At 56.9% G+C, this 19776-nt stretch carries 18 protein-coding genes; 10 read left to right on the top strand and 8 right to left on the bottom strand.

Annotation, left to right across the window (positions count from 1 at the left end; genetic code table 11):
* Positions 1-158 precede the first annotated feature (158 nt).
* The gene (locus VGC33_RS08210) at positions 159-899 is read right to left on the bottom strand and encodes a carbonic anhydrase (protein ID WP_331120267.1); all 741 of its coding nucleotides are present in this window, start codon (positions 897-899) and stop codon (positions 159-161) included.
* A gap of 648 nt (positions 900-1547) precedes the next feature.
* On the bottom strand, positions 1548-2714 hold the full coding sequence (locus tag VGC33_RS08205) for a L,D-transpeptidase family protein (RefSeq protein ID WP_331120266.1): 1167 nt from the start codon (positions 2712-2714) through the stop codon (positions 1548-1550).
* A gap of 254 nt (positions 2715-2968) precedes the next feature.
* Between VGC33_RS08205 and VGC33_RS08200 the strand changes: the two genes are divergently transcribed.
* Positions 2969-3580: an alpha/beta hydrolase gene (locus tag VGC33_RS08200; RefSeq protein ID WP_331120265.1), complete on the top strand. Its 612-nt coding sequence runs from the start codon at positions 2969-2971 to the stop codon at positions 3578-3580.
* Between the two features lie 99 nt (positions 3581-3679).
* Complete coding sequence (locus VGC33_RS08195; RefSeq protein WP_331120264.1) at positions 3680-4375, top strand: phosphohydrolase; 696 nt, start codon at positions 3680-3682, stop codon at positions 4373-4375.
* A 61-nt stretch (positions 4376-4436) separates the two neighbouring features.
* Here the strand turns inward: VGC33_RS08195 and VGC33_RS08190 are convergent, their stop codons facing one another.
* Positions 4437-4877 carry a tail fiber assembly protein gene (locus VGC33_RS08190; protein ID WP_331120263.1) on the bottom strand — a complete coding sequence of 147 codons (441 nt, stop codon included), beginning with the start codon at positions 4875-4877 and terminating at the stop codon, positions 4437-4439.
* Between the two features lie 474 nt (positions 4878-5351).
* On the opposite strand from VGC33_RS08190, the gene VGC33_RS08185 reads away from it, so the two are divergent.
* The 3 genes from VGC33_RS08185 (at position 5352) to VGC33_RS08175 (ending at position 6040) form a co-directional block, all read left to right on the top strand.
* Positions 5352-5534, top strand: a complete 183-nt coding sequence (locus tag VGC33_RS08185; protein WP_162364612.1) for a GDFGVC terminal motif YodC-like protein — start codon at positions 5352-5354, stop codon at positions 5532-5534.
* A gap of 164 nt (positions 5535-5698) precedes the next feature.
* Positions 5699-5839, top strand: coding sequence for a hypothetical protein (locus tag VGC33_RS08180; protein ID WP_331120280.1), 141 nt, complete (start codon positions 5699-5701; stop codon positions 5837-5839).
* Between the two features lie 27 nt (positions 5840-5866).
* Positions 5867-6040, top strand: coding sequence for a hypothetical protein (locus VGC33_RS08175; protein WP_331120262.1), 174 nt, complete (start codon positions 5867-5869; stop codon positions 6038-6040).
* Between the two features lie 49 nt (positions 6041-6089).
* Here VGC33_RS08175 and VGC33_RS08170 read toward each other — a convergent pair whose 3' ends face one another.
* Positions 6090-7280, bottom strand: a complete 1191-nt coding sequence (locus VGC33_RS08170) for a beta-glucosidase (RefSeq protein WP_331120261.1) — start codon at positions 7278-7280, stop codon at positions 6090-6092.
* Positions 7281-7532: 252 nt separating this feature from the next.
* Between VGC33_RS08170 and VGC33_RS08165 the strand changes: the two genes are divergently transcribed.
* The 4 genes from VGC33_RS08165 to VGC33_RS08150 all read left to right on the top strand — a co-directional run bounded on the left by VGC33_RS08165 (position 7533) and on the right by VGC33_RS08150 (position 13829).
* Positions 7533-8969: a phospholipase D family protein gene (locus VGC33_RS08165; protein ID WP_331120260.1), complete on the top strand. Its 1437-nt coding sequence runs from the start codon at positions 7533-7535 to the stop codon at positions 8967-8969.
* 395 nt (positions 8970-9364) lie between these two features.
* Positions 9365-10963 (top strand): glucan biosynthesis protein G, encoded by a 1599-nt coding sequence (locus tag VGC33_RS08160; RefSeq protein ID WP_414636910.1) that lies wholly within the window; start codon positions 9365-9367, stop codon positions 10961-10963.
* Positions 10956-13475, top strand: a complete 2520-nt coding sequence (mdoH, locus tag VGC33_RS08155) for a glucans biosynthesis glucosyltransferase MdoH (RefSeq protein WP_331120258.1) — start codon at positions 10956-10958, stop codon at positions 13473-13475. Before VGC33_RS08160 ends, mdoH begins: the two co-directional genes overlap by 8 nt.
* A gap of 123 nt (positions 13476-13598) precedes the next feature.
* On the top strand, positions 13599-13829 hold the full coding sequence (locus VGC33_RS08150; RefSeq protein WP_331120257.1) for a YceK/YidQ family lipoprotein: 231 nt from the start codon (positions 13599-13601) through the stop codon (positions 13827-13829).
* 54 nt (positions 13830-13883) lie between these two features.
* Here the strand turns inward: VGC33_RS08150 and VGC33_RS08145 are convergent, their stop codons facing one another.
* From VGC33_RS08145 to VGC33_RS08130, 4 genes are all read right to left on the bottom strand, one after another.
* On the bottom strand, positions 13884-14264 hold the full coding sequence (locus VGC33_RS08145; protein ID WP_331120256.1) for a MysB family protein: 381 nt from the start codon (positions 14262-14264) through the stop codon (positions 13884-13886).
* A 247-nt stretch (positions 14265-14511) separates the two neighbouring features.
* Entirely contained in the window at positions 14512-15738 is a 1227-nt protein-coding gene (gene mdtG / locus VGC33_RS08140) for a multidrug efflux MFS transporter MdtG (protein ID WP_331120255.1), read from the bottom strand.
* Positions 15739-15972: 234 nt separating this feature from the next.
* Positions 15973-16893: a Kdo(2)-lipid IV(A) acyltransferase gene (gene lpxL / locus VGC33_RS08135; protein ID WP_331120254.1), complete on the bottom strand. Its 921-nt coding sequence runs from the start codon at positions 16891-16893 to the stop codon at positions 15973-15975.
* A 180-nt stretch (positions 16894-17073) separates the two neighbouring features.
* Positions 17074-18171: an NADH:flavin oxidoreductase/NADH oxidase gene (locus VGC33_RS08130; RefSeq protein ID WP_331120253.1), complete on the bottom strand. Its 1098-nt coding sequence runs from the start codon at positions 18169-18171 to the stop codon at positions 17074-17076.
* Positions 18172-18334: 163 nt separating this feature from the next.
* On the opposite strand from VGC33_RS08130, the gene trhO reads away from it, so the two are divergent.
* On the top strand, positions 18335-19399 hold the full coding sequence (gene trhO / locus VGC33_RS08125; RefSeq protein WP_331120252.1) for an oxygen-dependent tRNA uridine(34) hydroxylase TrhO: 1065 nt from the start codon (positions 18335-18337) through the stop codon (positions 19397-19399).
* Positions 19400-19776 lie beyond the last annotated feature (377 nt).

The following is a 19776-nucleotide window of genomic DNA, read 5'->3' as shown; positions in this document are numbered from 1 at the left end:
AATATTAATTTATATAGTACTATTTGACTATTAATGATGAGCGGTTGTAATGGTGAGTCGGGACAATTTTTGCGATGGTATAATAGATAATATTATTTTTCTACAGGGGGAATGCGGGGAGCGGCCCACGGCCCGTCCTGGGCCGCGAGCCTGTCAGGCTAGGCGAAAAAGTCTACCTTTCCGCCATCCAGATGGTACATGGAACCGATGATTTTGATTTTACCGTCGGATTCAAGTTTATTCAGAATATCGCTTTTCCGTATTTCCTCGATGGTGAGTTTGACATTGGTTGCCGCTACCGCATCGACAAACTCATTGTTACTGCTCACCCTTTCCTTGGTGTATTCGGTTTTATCAATGGCCGGTTTTATTTTATTCAACAGGCCGGTCAGATTACCCAATTCTACGTTATCAATAGCGCCTTTTACCGCGCCGCAGGCAGTATGCCCCATGACCAATATCACCTTGGCGCCGGCGGCGGCACAGGCGAATTCAAGGCTGCCGAGAATATCGGCGTTGGAAATATTGCCCGCGATCCTGCTATTAAAGGCTTCGCCTATACCGGTATCAAGGATTATCTCCGCCGGCGCGCGCGAATCGATGCAGCTGAGGATGACCGCCGACGGGTACTGCCCCGACGCGCTGGCGCGCTTTTGCGCCAGGTAATCATGATGGTGCGCTTTCCCCGTTTGGAAACGGATATTGCCTTGCTTGAATCCCTCGATTATTTGATCTGGGGTCATCTTATCCCGATCTTCCTTACTCAATGCCGCCGCATAAGTAAGTGAAGGCGAGCCCAAGCCTATGACGCCCGCTATTCCCAATACGGAAAGGCCCGCGGCGCGTTTTAATACTGTGCGGCGTGCTGGTTCGGCTGATTGCGGCATATCGGTTTGCATTATTAACTCCTGTAGCCAGGATAATCCCAACGGCTGAATGATATGAGAGTGAGCTTACACGGGCAGGGTGACGCTGCGTTTTAAATGAGGACGCAAGAATACCTTACCGAATAAGCTATCATCATACCGTGATAACAATACTTATTTCATGATGATTTGGTTTGTTTATCATCGCAATGCAATATTTTTTTATTAATTGGAATCGGGGTCACGAATATTAATTACATTAGAGCGAGTAATTAAATGCATGATTCATATTATCCCTGGATTTATATTATTAATGATTTGTTTTTACTACCCTTCATCAGATTAAATAAAACTAATATATTTATAGCATCGATTATAATAATTATAACCGGAGTGAATGGTGTCCTGTGTGAACTGTCATTACTGGCGCAAACCCCGGGCGTTAACCGGGGTTTGCCACGTCGGCGGGATTATCCTGCACCCGGCTAATGATAATACGTATATATATAAAATAAATTTATTGGTGATCGTGATTAGATGTAATGACTTTGTTTTCATTTCGCGCAGGTTTCATTAACGTCGGCAGAGGCGTGCTGGCTAGGGTAAATGGCAGGGGTTTTGCGCAGTGGCAAGGAGACGTGGGGACCCGGCTTCCATGCCGGGGCTTTACGCGGTGACGGTTTAATTGACCGTGCCGGTTTGCTGGGTTTGATCGGCCGGAGCGGCCGTGGTCGCCGCGGCTGAATCGGGGGCGATGGCCTGGCTGTTGCCATCAGGCGCGGCCACGGGCTCAGGCTGGGCGGCGGGCGCCGTTACCGGCTCGGCGGAGGCCGGGGCGCCGGATCCCTGAGCGGAGTCCGGCGCTGCCGCCGGGGCATTGCCAACCGGCGCGGCGACAGGCATCACCACCGGTGGGGTGGCTGCGGCGGCCGACACATTTACCGGGATGCCTGAGCGATTTTGCAGGGCGACATTGACCAGATCCTGGTTGATTATCTGGTCGGCCAGCACTTTGCTCACGCTTACCGGTAGGGTAATGGGCACCTGTTCATTGGAATTAAACTGTTCTTCGGTGGAGGACAACGGGTTATGCACTTCGAGATAACGCGTGCCGTCAGGCTCGACCGTGGCTTTAACCGGTTCGTCGATAAACTGCACGCGGGTGCCCACCGGGACATGATCGAACAGATATTTGATATCGTCGGCGCGCAGACGCACGCAGCCGTGGCTCACGCGCAGGCCGATGCCGAAATTGGCATTGGTGCCGTGGATGGCATACAGGCGGCCGACATAGAGCGCATAAAGCCCCATCGGGTTATCCGGACCGGCCGGGAAGACCTCGGGTAATGATTCGCCGCGCGCCGCGTATTCCGCATGCATCGCTTTGGTCGGGGTCCAGGTGGGGCCATTTTTCTTGCGTTGGACGCTGGTCAGCCAGTTGACCGGGGTATCTTTGCCCAGTTCACCGATACCGATGGGCAATACGACCACCGTATTGGTTCCCTTCGGGTAGTAATAAAGACGCATTTCCGCGCTGTTAACCACGATGCCTTCATGCGGCGTATCGGGCAAAATCAACTGATGGGGAATAATCAGCTTGCTGCCGGGCAGCGGCAGGAAAGGGTCGACGCCCGGATTGGCCTCGATCATATTGCTCAGGCCCATTTGGAACTGTGCGGCAAAATGCTCCAGCGGTAATTTGCTGTCCTGGGGAATGGCTATTTCCAGATTTTCCCCTATCAGGCGGCTGGTGCCGGCCGGCAGAGGGTATACCACGGCTAAGGCTGATTGGCTGAAGGCAGCCATTGCCAGAATTACCGTATAGATTGCACGCATATTCATTTTCATAGTTAGTCAGATGTTATCGCCACACAGGCAGTAATTGGAAAGTTTGTTCCGGCTCGCGGATGACCGGATGGGCATTATATGTTCACAATGGTCAAAGAGGGAAATAATATGTGTAACCTTGGGTACGACGGCTTGCTATCGTCGAGCAGGGCGGCAGGCCGGCGGCCAGGTCCTGGTTTCGCGGCAACGCGGTGCACAACACGGCCAGGATTGTTATTCTATCGCGCGTTAAAAATAACAGGGGAGAGTTACGCATGAGTCGACATCTGGTTATCATGCTGCACGGCGTGGGCAGTAGCGGCGGCGATCTGGCGCCATTGGGCGACATTTGGCGGCCGGATCTGCCGGAAACCGGCTTTTCGGCACCGGATGCGCCTTTTCCTTTCGAGCAGGGGGTCGGGCGCCAATGGTTCAGCATTACCGGTGTAACGGAACAGAACCGTCCGCAGCGGGTAGCGGCGGCCAGAACCGCCTTCGACGCCACCCTTAACCGGCTCATGGCTGAGCATGGCCTGGCGGGACGGCCGGAACGGGTGGTGCTGGTGGGTTTTTCCCAGGGTTCCATCATGGCGTTGGACGCCGTGGTGTCTGGACGCTGGGCGCTGGCGGGAGTGGTGGCGTTTTCGGGCCGGCTATCATCGCCCGCGCCGTTGACGCCGCCCGCGGATTTGCCGGTGCTGCTGGTCCATGGCGCCCGGGATCCGGTGATCCCGCCAGGCGAAACCGAGCGCGCCGCGCTGACCTTGCAAAGGCTTGGGGTGGCGGCGACATCCCATATCCTGCCCGGTCTCGGCCATAGCCTGAACACGGAAGGGGTGGCGTTGGCGGGACGTTTTATCGCCACGGCGCTGTCGGCGCGCGAATGAGGGGGTCGCCGTACCCCCTTCCGTCCGTTTTCATTGCGCGTTATGCTTGATGCGCGGCACGGGATACAATAAGCGGCTAACAGCCGGCAGGAGATGAGTATGGAACTGCACGAATGGGAACGTCGGTTTAAAGAGTATCTGGAGCAGCATTTTCCGCAGGACGATAAAGCGCACGATCTTGCCCATTTCAGCCGCGTTTGGCATACCGCCCAAAAAATAATGCATTTGTCGGCGGCCGATCAATTAACCGTTTTAACAGCCTGCTATTTTCATGATGTGGTCAACCTGCCGAAAAACCATCCGGATCGTCATCTGGCGTCGAGGCGCGCCGCTAAGGAAACCATAAGGATCCTGGCCCAGCATTTTCCGGACTTTCCCGCCAGCGCTTATCCTGGCGTGGGCCATGCCATCGAGGCCCATAGCTTTAGCGCCGGCATTCCTCCCGAAACGCTGGAGGCAAAAATCGTCCAGGACGCCGATCGGCTTGAATCGCTGGGCGCTATTGGCCTGGCGCGCGTATTTCATGTGGCGGGACAATTGGGCCGCGGCCTGTTCCATGCGGAGGATCCGCTGGCCCTGCACCGTCCGCTTGATGATGCCAACTATACTTTCGATCATTTCCAGACCAAATTGCTCACCTTGGCCGACAGCATGCAAACCGAGATGGGACGACGGATGGCGGCCTATAATATTGATTACCTGGTGACGTTTATGAGTAAGCTGTGCGCTGAACTGAAAGGAGAATACTATCAGCTGGATGAGGAGACCCTGGCACGGTTTAGCGTGACCAGGTAGATAAGGTTATTCATGAGGTTTATCGAGTACGCCGCGGCGGGCCGGAGGATAAACGAAAAAATCAGGTGATGGTCTTTATGGTGGGATGGCCGTTGATAAGGCCTAAATCAACCCAGGATTCACCATTCCAGAAATCGGTCGCGGCTTGCGGCACGCTGAGCGTCATTGACGAGGGCAACGCATCCAGGAAGTCGATACGGAGCATTCCGCCGTCGCTGATACGATAGGCGTTCTGGCCACGTAAATCAGACACCGCTTCCCATTGCCGGCCATCCAGCGATCGCACCAATGCCATGTTTGCCGCGGGCAGCACCGGTTTATCCCGGTAGCTAAAGGCGGGAAGGCCTACGCCTGCGCACAGGTATTCCACGGTGGCGCAAAGATATTCCCGCGTTACCGGGTGGGTGCAGTAAGCGACAATCCAGCCTGAATGGCGCGCCAAACCCTGTTCATCAAGTATGGCATTGGCGAAATCGGTTGAGTACTTATTCTTCTTGGTCATGGCGCTGCCAGTGTCAGTTACCGCTGCGTTATGCGGCGGGCTGCTGGCCCACTGCATCACCGGATAATAATAAACAGGCGTTAAGTATCAGGCTAATTAAACAACTTGTCATTAAAAAATTAACAGCAAAAACATTCATATAAAAAAAAAGAATAACCCGGCTATGGGGAAGCAAGAGCCACGGCAGGCCTCATGGCGGGTTTAGGCCCGGTTGACGCGCGTTTTGCCAATAATGCGCATCACCGGGATCTTATGCAGTTTCATTAACCTTTGGGGCCTTTTCCCGACCCGCGGCCACCAGGCTTCCCGACCGGCGGTTAATGGAAAAATGACAGTTGGCCCGCGGATGCTTTACCATGATTGTTATCGGCGTGGTGACGGCCGAGCCGGTCACGTACCGGCGGATACCGATACCTGCCGGGCCAGGCAAATCCCTGACCTGGCCTATAACCGCCTTCGGGCAAGGAGAGTAACATGGCTTTCGAAACCGGCGACATAGTCCAGCCGATCAAAGGCGGACCGGCAATGAGCGTGGTGAAGGTTGAAAACGGCATCGTGTTTTGCGGCATGATGGATTCCGGCGAGGAAAACGCGAAACAGTTCAAACCGGAAGAGCTATCGTTGTATAAGGAAGACGGCGACTTCGGCGTCTGTTAGCGTCCGCCATCCCCGGGGTTGCGCCACGGCGCAACCCCGGGGTCATTGCGCGGGGACGCGGCCATGGGCGCTTGCATCGCGCCATGGATTCGCCTATTTTATAAGCGCCTTGCCGCCAACCGCGCGGCACGTACTTTTGTTGATATTTTGTAGAAAACATCTGCGTGAAAAATAGCCATTATATTCATCGCGCCAAGGCGTATCGTGAAACGCTGAACGACGCGCAGTTCGCGATTGCGGTGCTCGCCGTCGCCGCGGGTGCGCTTATCAGTTTTATGATGGCGGTAACGCTCTGGATTATCTGAGCTGGAGAGGCTAAGGAGGGGGCAGACATGGAAAACAGCAGGCTGGACGATACCAAACTGATCGCCATCATCGGGCTGTTAATCTCGGTATTGATCGTTGTGTCGGTACTTTTTGGCATCGCCTATTTTTACGACGTCAGACATAATCCCGAGGTGGCCGTTGGCAGCTGTTATGACCAGCGGCCGGAATCCCCGCTTTAAGCGCCCGTCCCCGACGCCATGCCGGCGGCATGGCGCGTTTGCCCGGCCATCATGCCGGCATGGCCCGCTCATCAGGCAGACCGTCTTCAAGAAGCCCCTTCAGGCGTATCTGCTGGCTGCGGATTTCCAGCGCCAGAGGTTCATAGAGTGAACGGCAGCCGTTGACATCCTGCATGCCCAGCAGGCCGAACGGCTGATGTTTGTCGCCGCTCCAACTGCGGTAATCCGCTACCGGATAGATACATATGCCCTCCACCGCCACGTTGTTTTTCATGGCCAGCACGGTTTGCTCGAAGATATAGCGCATCCAGGGCACGCGCATATCGCTTTGCGCGCCGGTTTCGGCGATAAGCAGCGGCCGTTGGTAACGGCTGGATATTTCGCGCAGTATGGCGGCAAAAGGACGATAGTGGCTGTCATCGACGTCGATGGCGCCGCCCTGGTGGAACCATTGATTCCCGGGCCGGTAATTAACGCCCAGGATATCCAGGTAATCGGGGCTGCCGCCAAGCTCCGGCTGCAGCGTGCCGCTGAGCATGTCCCAAACGTCAAACTGGGCCAGCCGCAGCGTTTCCGCATCCTGTTCTTTCTCGGGCATACCCTCCGGCGCATTGATATGCACCACCGGTTCAGGCTGGAGGAAGCGGGCCGAACCATCCACCGCGCGAATGGCGTTAATGGCGGCCAGGGTCGCCTTGACCAACTGAATTTTCAGCGCCTTGCCTTTGTTGGCGGCCATGGGCTGAATGTGCGCCATGTCGCCGCCGGCCCAGGCCAGAAACGAGATGGCGTTGATCGGCGTATAGCAGGGCGCCGTGATGCCTTCGTCGCGAACCCGCGCGGCCACAGCGCCGGCAAAAAGCGCAAAGCGCTCGATAAATTCGGGTTGCCACACGTCGATATGATCCGGCCAGCCGTAATGGCACAGATCCCAGATGACCTGGACGTGGTTTACCTGCGCGGCGTGCAGCATCGGCAGAAAGCTCGACCAGTCATACTGGCCGGGCGCCGGCTCGATCAGATGCCAGCGCAGGCCGTCGCGTACCGTGGTGAGCTGTTGTTCCGCCAGCTGCGCATAGTCTTTTGCCGCCAGCATCTCATGGCCGCTGGAGAGAATCAGGTCCAGCCGGCGCCCATCCCCGCGCACCTCGGTCGAGCAGTCGAAGCCCCCCTGCAGGAAACTTTGGAATAGCGACGGTTTATGCATGGGGGATATTGCATGGCTGATTTGATCTTGCATCGGGCTTTCCCCTTTCGATGACAGCCTTTACCTGCCCAGGCTGTACGACATATCATTTAAAGTAGACAGGTTACGATCGATTAGGTTCTGGCTATCGCCTACTTTGCGACACCCATTACAAACTTTACGGCCGCGCCAGCGCCATTATTATCGCCCCAGCGGGCAATTGCGCGAGACGAGGCTATGATGAAAGGTCTTCCTTTATACTGACTTGGGGTACTATGGCCTCCACTTTTTCTTCGGGCTTTATTTATGCAGCGACTTAACGGGCGTATCGGGCAGGCGATTTCACGCCTGACGCACGTCCATCCCGAACAATCCGGCATCTATCCGCTGTCGGACGGCCTGGATGCTTTTGCCGCGCGCATGAAGCTTGCCGACCTGGCCGAGCAGACCCTGGACCTGCAATATTATATCTGGAATAAAGACATGTCCGGCATGCTGTTGTACAGCGTGGTGCAGCGCGCGGCCGATCGCGGGGTCAAGGTGCGGCTGCTGCTCGATGATAACAATACCCGCGGCCTGGACAGGATTTTACTGGCGCTGGACCAGCATCCGAACATCGAAGTCCGCCTGTTTAACGCTTTCCAGACCCGTACGGTGCGGGCATTTTCTTACCTGACTGATTTTTCGCGCCTTAACCGGCGCATGCATAATAAAAGCTTTACCGTCGATAACCAGGCCACGATCATCGGCGGGCGCAACGTGGGCGACGCCTATTTCAGCGCCGGGGGCGATCAGTTGTTTACCGACCTCGACGTGCTGGCGATAGGTCCGGTGGTGGAACAGGTGGGGCGTGATTTCCAGCGCTATTGGGATTGCCGCTCGGTCTGTCCGCTCTCGCGGGCGGTGCGTCCTTCCCGCCTGGGCGGCAAGAACAGCATCAGCAGCATGATGGGGCAGGTCAGTTTAAATCCCCATGCCGAACGTTATGTCAAACGGCTGGAGCGGGCGGATTTTTTTGTCCAGCTGCAGGCCGGCAGCCTGCCGTTTATCTGGGCCAGGACGCGGCTGCTCAGCGACGATCCGGCCAAAGCGCTGGGGCAGGTTGCCGATCATGGCCTGCTCACCAGCCGGATAAAAAGCGTTATTGATGAACCGCTGCAACGCCTGGATATTATTTCGCCCTATTTCGTGCCCACCCGGGCCGGGGTGGAACAGCTGGCCGCCCTCGCCGCCAAAGGCGTGAAAATAGCGGTATTGACCAATTCCCTGAACGCCAACGACGTGGCGATAGTGCATGCCGGTTATGCCAAATGGCGCAGGGTGTTGCTGACCCACGGCATTGAGCTATACGAACTGAAACGCAACAGTACCGAGCTGCATCAGCCGCGGGATCGGGGCCTTACCGGTAAGTCCGGCTCCAGCCTGCATGCCAAGACGTTCAGCGTCGACAGCCGCGAAGTCTTTGTCGGATCCTTTAATTTTGATCCCCGCTCCGCCATGCTTAATACCGAAATGGGCTTTGTTATCGGCAGTGAAGAGCTGGCCGAGACCATTCATCGGCTATTTATCGGCACCCTGCGCCAGAATGCGTACCAGGTTTGCCTCGACGAACAGGGCAAAATGTATTGGCGCGAATATCAGGACGAACGCGAGGTGATTCACCGGCGGGAGCCCGCCACCAATATAGTGGAGCGCTGGCTTATTCGCGCGCTTTATCATTTGCCGGTGGACTGGTTATTATAATCGGCAGGCAAAAAAACGGACAATGTGAATAAAACAATGTAATAAGATTTTTCCTAGAAAAACGGTGAAATAAAATAATTCCCTGAACCGCGGCGGTCGGGTCGTTACGCCGCCCGCGTATTTTCGCTGCCAAGAGGGGCCGCCGCGCCATTAATGAGCTGTTTTTTTAATAACTTTGGGTTTCCGTCAAAAATGATTAACCCCCCGCTGATGGGTCAGGTAAAATCAGCGGGCGGTACCGATTGTTGGAATTTGCGGTTTTAGACTATCTTTTACCGGTGGACGAGATTGTTTTATAGCCAGGCGATTAAACGCCGGGCCGGTAAGGGAAATGTGAGGAACGATCGCCGTACCGTGCTGTCCGAGAAGTGATTTATCAATTAAAATTGCTTTGAATGATTAAGAGCACACGCATAGGGGGGGATGTGCCAAATAATACATTTTTCGTCAAGTTACCCAAAGCGAGTCTCCGTTTGCTGGGAGCAACGGTGTTGTTGTCGTTATACGCTTTGCCTTCATGGGCATTTTCTATTGACGATGTGGCTAAACAAGCGCAGGAACTGGCTGGTAAAGGTTATGAGGCACCCAAAAGCAATTTGCCTTCTCAATTCCGTGAAATGAAATTTGCTGATTACCAGCAGATACAATTCAACCATGAAAAGTCTTACTGGCACGATCAGCAGACCCCGTTCAAGCTGGAATTTTACCATCAGGGGATGTATTTCGACACGCCGGTAAAAATCAACGAAGTGACGACCAACGCCGTCACCGAGATTAAATATACCCCGGACCTGTTTACCTTTGGTTCGGTGAATCACGATCCCGAACTGGTGAAGAACCTGGGTTTCGCCGGATTCAAGATCCTCTACCCGGTCAATAAGGCCGACAAGAGCGATGAAATCGCCAGCATGCTTGGCGCCAGCTATTTCCGCGTTATCGGCAAAGGGCAGGTATACGGGCTTTCCGCGCGCGGTCTGGCCATCGATACCGCGTTGCCGTCGGGCGAGGAATTCCCGCGTTTTCGTGAGTTCTGGATTGAACGACCGCAGGCGAACGATAAGCACCTGGTGCTTTACGCCCTGTTGGATTCACCGCGCGCCACCGGCGCTTACCGGTTTGTTATCTATCCGGGACGCGATACCAGCGTGGATGTGCAGGCCAAGGTTTTCCTGCGTGATAAAGTGGGCAAGCTGGGCCTGGCGCCGTTGACCAGCATGTTTTTATTTGGACCGAACCAGCCTTCGCCGACCATGAACTATCGTCCGGCGCTGCATGATTCCAACGGCTTGTCCATCCATGCCGGTAACGGTGAGTGGATCTGGCGTCCGCTGAACAATCCCAAACATTTGTCCGTCAGCACTTTCCAGGTGGAAAATCCGCGTGGCTTCGGTTTATTGCAGCGTGGCCGTTCTTTCGCCGAATATGAAGATCTGGACGATCGCTACGATCTTCGCCCCAGCGGGTGGATAGAGCCGAGCGGCGACTGGGGCAAGGGCCACGTCGAACTGGTGGAAATTCCCACCGCCGACGAAACCAATGACAATATCGTGGCATTCTGGACGCCGGAAAAATTGCCGGAAGTCGGCAAGCCATTCGATATCGCCTATCGGATGCACTTTTCGCGCGACGAGGATAAAATCCACACCCCCGAGTTCGCCTATGTGAAACAGACCCTGCGTTCCGCCGGGGATGTCAAGCAGTCCAACCTGATTCGCCAGCCGGACGGCACTACCGCCTTCCAGGTGGATTTTGTCGGACAGCCATTGCGGGATCTTCCCGACAATGCTCCGGTGGCCTCGCAGATAAGCGTTGGCGATAACGCCGAAGTGGTCGAAAACAATGTCCGCTATAATTCAGTGACGCACGGCTGGCGTCTGACACTGCGCCTGCGCGTGAAAGATGAAAAACAACCCACCGAGATGCGCGCCGCATTGGTGAACGGCGATAAGACATTGACCGAAACCTGGAGCTATTTGCTACCTGCCAATGAATAATTTAACTGAACCCGGCCTCGATTATATCGAGGCTTTGCCTCTTTCCGCCGAGCAAAAAGGCACGTTGCGTGCGCAGGTGCCGTCGGATGGCAGTCAGTCCCTCGCATCCCTGCACGCCGATATCGGAGGCGTCGCCACCGGCATCGGCGTTCCGGAAGAGAAAGACGACGCGGCGCTGGACTCGGTCAGGTCGCGGCTGAAAATGGCCTGGCCGGAAGCCGCCGACCGCCAGGATGTACTGATGGAGGATAGCCAGGGACGCGCCGCCATCAAGGCCATGCCCACCATTACCCGCACGCCGATGTTTCCCGAACCCTGGCTGACCAACCCCATAGTGCGCTACTGGGACGCCATGCGCGGACATACGCGCGCGCCGCGCCACAAGCAGGAAGCGGCCCGGGAAGAAGGCAACTGGCGCCGGGTGGGAACGATACGCCGCTATATTCTGCTGGCGCTGACGTTATTCCAGACCGCCATCGCCACCTGGTATATGAAGACCATTCTCCCCTACCAGGGCTGGGCGTTGATTGATCCCATGGACATGCTGCACCAGGACTGGCTGCGATCGCTGTTGCAACTGCTGCCGTATATTCTGCAGAGCGGCATTCTGATCCTGTTCGCGATTTTATTCTGTTGGGTCTCGGCCGGTTTCTGGACCGCCCTGATGGGGTTCCTGCAACTGCTGATCGGCCACGATAAATACAGTATTTCCGCCAGCACCACCGGCGACGAACCGCTTGATCCCCAGCACCGCACCGCGCTTATCATGCCCATCTGTAACGAGGATGTGGAACGGGTATTCGCCGGCCTGCGCGCCACCTATGAGTCCGTGGAAGCGACCGGACAAATTGAACATTTCGACGTTTATATCCTGAGCGACAGTTATAACGCCGATATCTGCATCGCCGAACAAAAGGCGTGGATGGAACTTTGCCAGGAAACGGGCGGGTTCGGCCGCATATTCTACCGCCGTCGCCGCCGCCGAGTAAAACGTAAAAGCGGCAATATCGATGACTTCTGCCGTCGCTGGGGCAAGCAGTACAGCTATATGGTAATCCTGGATGCCGATAGCGTCATGAGCGGCGGTTGCCTGACCAATCTGGTACGGCTGATGGAGGCCAATCCGAACGCCGGCATTATCCAGAGCGCGCCGAAAGCGTCGGGCATGGATACGCTGTACGCGCGCTGCCAGCAGTTCGCCACCCGGGTTTACGGTCCGCTGTTTACCGCCGGGCTGCATTACTGGCAATTGGGCGAATCCCATTATTGGGGTCATAACGCCATTATCCGCGTCGAGCCATTTATCAAGCATTGCGCCCTGGCGCCGCTGCCGGGCGAGGGGTCCTTTGCCGGGTCGATTCTGTCCCACGATTTTGTCGAAGCGGCGCTGATGCGGCGCGCCGGCTGGGGCGTATGGATTGCCTATGATCTGCCGGGCAGCTACGAGGAACTGCCGCCCAACCTGCTGGACGAGCTTAAGCGGGACCGGCGCTGGTGCCAGGGGAACCTGATGAACTTCCGGTTATTCCTGGTCAAGGGCATGCACCCGGTTCACCGGGCGGTGTTCCTGACCGGCGTCATGTCCTATCTGTCGGCGCCGCTGTGGTTTATGTTCCTGGCGCTGTCCACCGCCCTGCAGGTGGTGCACACCCTGATGGAACCGCAGTATTTCCTGCAGCCGCGCCAGCTGTTCCCGGTCTGGCCGCAATGGCGGCCGGAGCTGGCGGTGGCGCTGTTTTCCACCACCATGGTACTGCTGTTTTTACCCAAGCTGCTCAGCGTCATATTGATTATTGCCAAAGGCGCCAAGGAGTATGGCGGGGCGGCGATCCTGTTCTGCTCAATGCTGCTGGAGATGCTGTTCTCCGTGCTTCTGGCCCCGGTGCGCATGCTGTTCCATACCGTCTTCGTGGTCAGCGCTTTCCTGGGCTGGTCGGTACAGTGGAATTCCCCGCAGCGCGACGATGACGCGACGCCCTGGAGCGAATCCTTTGTGCGCCATGGCCCGCAGATGCTGCTGGGGCTGGTATGGGCCGGCGGCATGGCCTGGCTGGATCTACGTTTCCTCTGGTGGCTGTCGCCCATCGTATTTTCGCTGATCCTGTCGCCCTGGGTATCGGTATTCTCCAGTCGGGCCAATCTCGGACTGGCATGCCAGCGCGTCAGCCTGTTCCTCATTCCCGAGGAGTATTCCCCGCCGAAGGAACTGGTCGATACGGAAACCTACCTGCGGCGCAACCAGGCGCGGGCATTGGCGGACGGCTTTCGCCACGCGGTGGTCGACCCGGCCTATAACGCCCTGGCGGTGGGAATGGCCACCGCGCGGCACGGCATTAGCCAGGCGGTTGAGCGCGTGCGCGAAGAGCATGTGCAGTTGGCCTTGCAGGGCGGTCCGGGCGCCATGAGCGGCCCGCAGCGCCTGGCCGTTATCAGCGATCCGGTGGTCCTGTCGCGCCTTCACCTGCGCGTCTGGTCGCGGCCTGAAAGCTGGCCGGCCTGGAAAGGAAATTGATATCTTCCGCCCGCCGACATAAGCCGTCTTCCAGGGCGGCTTTTTTTTGCCGCGGCGGCGTTATCGGCTACGCAAATCGCGCGGCGCCGCGCGACCGGATGATATCGGAAACGCCCCTTGCCCATGGGTAGACTTTGCCTGGTTACGCTGGTCTTATTCCTGCTGACCGGTTGCGGCAGCATCATCAGCCGCACCTTCCCGGGGCAGGGCCATGGCCATCAATATTATCCCGGGGTGCAGTGGGATTTGCGCGATACGGCCTGGAAATATATCACCATCATCGATTTGCCGCTGTCCATGGTGGTGGACACGATATTGCTGCCGGTGGATGCGCGGCACGGACCCTATCGCTAGACACCGACCCGCGGGCTTCCCGGCCCGCGGCGCGGCAAGCCGGGCTGGTCAGGTTTAACGCTCCTCCCACTCGTCCGCGGCGGTTTGTCCCTCCTCGGTGTCCAGCGGCGGCGCGTATTGATACTCGCCTTCGTCCCATTCGTGCAGCGTATTTTCTTCCTGCCATTCGGCGCGCAGTTCCGCTTCGTCGAAATCACCGTCAAAAATCGCCTGGGCAGCGTCCCCGATGCGAAACGGCAGCGCCTCGGCGGCCTCATTTTCATCGGCCATAAACTCCGCTTCCCACATAATCTCACCGTCCTGCATGATATATTTTTGCAGGCTGAACTGATGTACCGCAGGGTCTTCGTCATTGTTGCCGGTTTCGCGGGACGATTCAATAAACTCTTCTCGCGCCATATCGATGGCTTCTTCCAGGGTTGCGTACATGCTCATTATGGCTCTCCTGTGGTCATGGGTGTGGTCTGACTGTCGCCTCGCCCCGTCTGGGACTAACAGTAATTGTTGTCGCAGTCTGGAAACTTTCAAGTCGGAATGGATCAATCTTTGTCCAAGCGTCGGCGCCGTGAAAAACAATGAGGCGACACTGAGCTCAGGGTGAGCGTAATGGAGGGTTACGACGTGTAAATCAATGCCAGGGACGTGATGAACGGGTAAAGTTTAAGCCGTTAAGCGCCGGGCGTTATTCGCCTGGAATCCTCATGCGCGACGCGCCGTATTGCAGACTCCACCATGAATAAGCCACGTTAAAAAGCACCACCAGCGCGGTAACGCAAAAAACCGCGCGATAACCATAGCTGGCGGAGACGAAGGCGCCGATCAGCGGGCCGCTGACGTTGCCGACATCGCGGAAAGACTGGTTATAGCTGAAAATCCGGCCGGCCACCTGATTGGTGCAGTTATAGATAAGCAAAGTCTGTACCGCCGGCAGCAAGGCGCCGTCGGTGGCCCCCAGCAAAAAACGCAGCACGCCCAGTTGCAGGGGGGATTGCACAAATGCCATCGGGATCAGCAGCACGATCGATAGCCCAAGCATGGCGATTAAAATCCGCTCCGGCCCGATTTTATCCCCCAGCCGCCCAAGCCTCGGCGCGCTGATAAGCGCCGCCACGCCAGGCACCGCCGCGATCAGGCCGCTGATAAACGCCAGGTTCTGGATATTGCCCGCCAGTTCACGCACATAAAGCGTCAGGATCGGCGCGATGGAGCCGGTCGCCACCTGGATAATCATGGTGGTCACGAACAGGCTCAGCACCAGGCGAGGCTTTTTCAGCGAAGCCAATACCTGCCGGCCCGACAGCATGTCCTTTTTCAACACCGGCGTGAAGCGCTCTTCCACATAGATAAGCGTGGTGACAAAACAGATAAACAGCACCAGCGCGGTAATAAAGAATACCAGCCGCAGCCCATAATGGTCGGCCAGCAGGCCGCCTATCAACGGACCAATCAGCGCGCCGCTGACGGCGCCGGTGGACAGCGTGCCCAACGCCCATCCGCTTTTATTGCGCGGTACCTGGGTGGCGATAAGGGCATTGGCGTTCGGCACAAATCCCCCCAACAGGCCCAGCAGCGCCCGCAGGATTAAAAACTGCCACACATTCTGCGCCATGCCCATCAGTACCATCACGATCGACATGCCGAGGGCCGAACGCAGCAGCATCAGTTTACGTCCCCGCCGGTCCGCCAGCGCGCCCCAGAAAGGAGACGCGATGGCTGAAAACAGAAAGGTAATGCTGAATATCGCACCCGACCAGATATTGAGTTCCCGCGCATCGGTGACGCCGAGCATTTCAATATAAAGCGGCAAAAAAGGCATGATCAGGCTAAAGGCGGCACCGGTGAGAAAACAGCCGATCCAGGCAATATAGAGATTACGTTTCCAGTTGATGGGTTCCGGTACCGACGTCATGACATCCTAATAAGAGAGATAACGGCGGTCAGATAATTTGACAGGGCACAAAGGCGTTCTCGCCGCGAATAAGCATAATAGCGGCCAAGTATGCGCTCAAACAGGGCATGGGGCAATTTACGCGGCATGTTTTGCACCATGCCGGCAGGGGAATGTTGGGCGCCGGGAGGCGCTTGGGGCAACGTTATCCCCGGCTGGAATACGGGCGCTGCGCAATCGGGCGCGCGTTGTCCATCAATATAACGACGATTGGCCCGGCGGCCGGGTTTTAAAGCGGCGATGCAGCCACATATACTGTTCGGGGGCCAGCAAAATGGCCTGCTCCAGCACCTTGTTCATATGCGTCGCCGTGGCCAGGTCGCTGTCTACGGGCAGGGCGTCCTCATCGGGCAGGATAAGCAGCTCATAGCCCCGGCCATTCGGTAAGCGCCGCGGCACGAAGGGAATAACCGCCGGTTTGGCGAGTTTGACCAGTACATGGGTGCCCGATGTGGTCGCCGCCTGCTCCATGGCAAACAGCGGCGCGAAAACACTGCTTTTCGGACCGTAATCGTGATCCGGCGCGTACCAGATAATGTCGCCGTTTTTCAGGGCGCGGATCATGCCTTTGATATCCGCGCGGTCGAGCATCGATTTATTGGAGCGCATGCGCCCCCAGGTCTGCAGCCAATCAAGTAGTTTATTATTGTTCGGGCGATAAACGCCGATGCCGGGATTGTAAATGCCGAATATGCGCGCGCCCAGTTCCAGGGATAAGAAATGCAGTCCGATCAATAACACCCCTTTGTTATGCGTGCGGGCAAGGTCGATATTTTCCAGACCGGACACGTGAAACAGACGCTTGACGCGCCAGTCGGGCCAGAACCATCCCATGCCGGTTTCTATCAGGCCCATGCCGACGGATTCAAAATTTTTGATTAACAGCACCGTTCTTTCAGCGCTGGAGAGCGTGGGGAAACACAGCTCAAGGTTGCGTTTGGCGATATAGACGCGGCGCTTGAGAAAATGCATCGACAATCGTCCCAGGCTGGTGCCGAGGCGATAGAGCAGGGGATATGGCAATAATACCACCAGGTATAACAGGCCGATGCCTATCCAGGTTAGCCAATAACGGGGATGCAGCAAAGAACGGTTAAAAGTTGGAATATGTGTCATAGAGTCTCGGCATCGTGGTTATAAATAGCGCAATGACCAGCCAAAGAGGGTATTTACGCCATCAATACATTTAATTCTGGCATCTTTTTCAAAAAGGGGAAATAAAGTGCTCACCAAAAAGCATGATTTTGTTAAGTGAGCACGGGTTGCACCAATCGTAAGCGACGTCGCGCGGGGGCGTTATTCTTTGTTAAAAAGATCCTTTACAGAGTGCGGCTCGCAGCGCCAGTATTGTTTGGGTCCGTCCACTTTTGCGCCAAGTTTTGCCGCCGCATGCCACGGCCAGCGCGGATCGTAAAGTACGGCGCGCGCCAGGGCAATCATGTCCGCGTCGCCGGTGGCGACGATGGCTTCCGCCTGCTCAGGTTCGGTGATAAGTCCCACCGCAATGGTATTCATGCCGGTGGCCTCTTTAATCTGCCGGGCAAAGGGAACCTGATATCCGGGACCGACCGGGATTGTCTGTCGTGGGGACAAACCGCCGCTGGAGACATGGATATAATCGCAGCCCGAAGCCTGCAGGGCCTTGGTCAATGCAATGGATTGCCGGATATCCCATCCTCCCTCCACCCAATCGGAGCCGGAAATACGCACGCCCACCGGAATGTCGGACGCCACCGCCGCCCGCACCGCCTGGAACACTTCCAGCGTCAGGCGCAGCCGGTTTTCCAGGCTGCCGCCGTACTGATCGGTGCGCCGGTTGGAAAGGGGCGAGAGAAACTGATGCAGCAGGTAGCCATGGGCCGCATGCAGCTCAATCAGGTTGAAGCCGATGCGCTGCGCGCGCAGGGCCGCGGCGACAAAGTCGGCTTTCAGTTCCTCGATGTCGGCGTCGGTCATGGCGCTCGGCGGATGGTCGGTTTGCGCGAAGGGCAGGGCGGACGGCGCAAGCGTTTGCCAGCCGCCCTGGTCGGGAGAAATATTGTCGCCGCCTTCCCAGGGGACCCGGGTCGATGCCTTGCGCCCGGCATGAGCCAATTGAATGCCCAGCGCCATGGATGAATGCCGCCTGACGTTGTTCACCACCTCGGCCAGGGCCTGGCCGGTTTCGTCGTCCCAAAGACCGAGATCCCGTGGCGATATACGTCCCTCGGGGGCGACGGCGGTGGCTTCCACGATCAGCAGGGACGCGCCGGACAGCGCCAGGTGTCCCAGGTGAATCTGGTGCCAGGAGGTGGCTTTGCCTTCATCGGCGGAATATTGACACATCGGCGCAATCACGATGCGATTGGCCAGGTTGAGCCGGCCGATGGCATAATGGGAAAAAAGTTGGCTCATTACATTGCCTCTTATTAGTAACCTTGATAAACATCTGGTTAACAATGTTCTCTATATCAACGATTCGTCTCGGGATAACCGTGGTATGATCTAACGTTAGCAAGTTAAATTGCCGCCAAACCAACGATAAATGCTTTTTACCCCAGCGACAGGAAAGTACCTCATGCCAGTGTTACATAACCGTGTGTCGAACGACGAGCTCAGGGCGCTGATGCTGGCCGAAACCGAGGCGCGCGTTACCCTTTCTTTTTATAAGTATTTTCGCATTGCCCACCCGCAGGCCTTTCGTGATGAACTTTATAAGGTGATGACGGGGCTGAGCGTTTTCGGCCGCGTTTATATCGCCGCTGAAGGGATCAATGCCCAGGTCAGCGTGCCGCAAAATCGTTTCGCCGCGTTTAAATCCGCCCTGTATGCCGCGGATGCCGCCCTGGAAGGGCTAAGATTAAACATCGCCCTGGATGATGACGGTAAATCCTTCTGGGTGCTGCGCATGAAGGTGCGGGAGCGTATCGTTGCCGACGGTATTACCGATCCCACGTTTGATCCGTCGGACGTCGGCCATTACCTGAATGCCGGGCAGGTCAACGACATGGCGGACGATCCGCAAACATTATTTGTCGATATGCGCAACCACTATGAATATGAGGTCGGTCATTTCGAGCATGCCATCGAGATCCCCTCGGATACCTTTCGCGAGCAGTTGCCGATGGCGGTGGAGATGCTTGAAAAGGATAAAGGCAAAAATATCGTTATGTATTGCACCGGCGGCATCCGTTGTGAAAAGGCCAGCGCCTATATGCGGCATCATGGTTTTGCCAACGTTTATCATGTGGAGGGGGGCATAATCGAATACGCCCGGCGCGCCAGGGAGCAGGGGTTACCGCTCAGGTTTACCGGCAAAAACTTTGTCTTCGACCAGCGCCTGGGCGAGCGCATCACCCCCGACGTCATTGCCCACTGCCATCAGTGCGGTGCGTCGTGCGACACCCATGTTAACTGTCTGAACCAAGGATGCAATCTGCTGTTTATCCAATGTCCGGCCTGCGCGCAGCGGTATCGGGGCTGCTGCAGCGCCGCCTGCCGGGACGAACTGGCGCTGCCGCCGGATGAACGGCGGGCGCGGCGGGCGGGCCGCGAAAACGGCGTGAAAATCTTCAACAAATCGCGGCAGCGTTTGTCGTTAACCCGGCCGGGGGATAAGCCTGAGGAAACCGACGGCCGATAAGCCGGTCCCTTGGCGAGGGTTTCGTTGGCGGCATGCGGTGGGCTTTTTATTGCCTTGACGGGGGTTTCGCTTGCGGCATGCGGTGGGGTTTTTATTGCCTCGGCGAATATTTCGCTTGCCATGCGTTAGGTGGTTATATGTATTGCCGGGTGCCGGCAAGCGACAAGGAGGCCGTACCGCGACGGCCTCCTTGACCTCCGCGCGCCCGGCAGGTCGCGCGTCGCTGCGCGATGCCTTCCGCCGCCAGTTCCCCCGTTATGCACCGGCCCGGTTGCGCCAGGAGCGCTAACCGGGCGGTCCAAAAGCCGTGATGTGTGATGCCGGGGACCGCGCAGCGGCGCACGACCTGCCGGACGCCAGGGAGCCCCGAGGCGGTA

This window comes from Acerihabitans sp. (assembly GCF_036398755.1).
In the GTDB taxonomy this organism is placed as follows: domain Bacteria; phylum Pseudomonadota; class Gammaproteobacteria; order Enterobacterales; family Enterobacteriaceae; genus Acerihabitans.
This window is presented reverse-complemented; position numbering and strand designations above follow the sequence as displayed.

Excerpts from the sequence above, each read along its gene's own strand:
- VGC33_RS08185 (WP_162364612.1), top strand. The coding sequence starts at position 5,352 with ATGGCTTTCGAAACCGGCGACATAGTCCAGCCGATCAAAGGCGGACCG.
- VGC33_RS08165 (WP_331120260.1), top strand. The coding sequence starts at position 7,533 with ATGCAGCGACTTAACGGGCGTATCGGGCAGGCGATTTCACGCCTGACG.
- mdoH (WP_331120258.1), top strand. The coding sequence starts at position 10,956 with ATGAATAATTTAACTGAACCCGGCCTCGATTATATCGAGGCTTTGCCT.
- VGC33_RS08150 (WP_331120257.1), top strand. The coding sequence starts at position 13,599 with ATGGGTAGACTTTGCCTGGTTACGCTGGTCTTATTCCTGCTGACCGGT.
- VGC33_RS08160 (WP_414636910.1), top strand. The coding sequence starts at position 9,365 with ATGATTAAGAGCACACGCATAGGGGGGGATGTGCCAAATAATACATTT.
- VGC33_RS08200 (WP_331120265.1), top strand. The coding sequence starts at position 2,969 with ATGAGTCGACATCTGGTTATCATGCTGCACGGCGTGGGCAGTAGCGGC.
- VGC33_RS08175 (WP_331120262.1), top strand. The coding sequence starts at position 5,867 with ATGGAAAACAGCAGGCTGGACGATACCAAACTGATCGCCATCATCGGG.
- VGC33_RS08195 (WP_331120264.1), top strand. The coding sequence starts at position 3,680 with ATGGAACTGCACGAATGGGAACGTCGGTTTAAAGAGTATCTGGAGCAG.
- VGC33_RS08205 (WP_331120266.1), bottom strand. The coding sequence starts at position 2,714 with ATGAAAATGAATATGCGTGCAATCTATACGGTAATTCTGGCAATGGCT.
- mdtG (WP_331120255.1), bottom strand. The coding sequence starts at position 15,738 with ATGACGTCGGTACCGGAACCCATCAACTGGAAACGTAATCTCTATATT.
- VGC33_RS08145 (WP_331120256.1), bottom strand. The coding sequence starts at position 14,264 with ATGAGCATGTACGCAACCCTGGAAGAAGCCATCGATATGGCGCGAGAA.
- VGC33_RS08170 (WP_331120261.1), bottom strand. The coding sequence starts at position 7,280 with ATGCAAGATCAAATCAGCCATGCAATATCCCCCATGCATAAACCGTCG.
- VGC33_RS08130 (WP_331120253.1), bottom strand. The coding sequence starts at position 18,171 with ATGAGCCAACTTTTTTCCCATTATGCCATCGGCCGGCTCAACCTGGCC.
- VGC33_RS08190 (WP_331120263.1), bottom strand. The coding sequence starts at position 4,877 with ATGACCAAGAAGAATAAGTACTCAACCGATTTCGCCAATGCCATACTT.
- trhO (WP_331120252.1), top strand. The coding sequence starts at position 18,335 with ATGCCAGTGTTACATAACCGTGTGTCGAACGACGAGCTCAGGGCGCTG.
- VGC33_RS08210 (WP_331120267.1), bottom strand. The coding sequence starts at position 899 with ATGCAAACCGATATGCCGCAATCAGCCGAACCAGCACGCCGCACAGTA.
- lpxL (WP_331120254.1), bottom strand. The coding sequence starts at position 16,893 with ATGACACATATTCCAACTTTTAACCGTTCTTTGCTGCATCCCCGTTAT.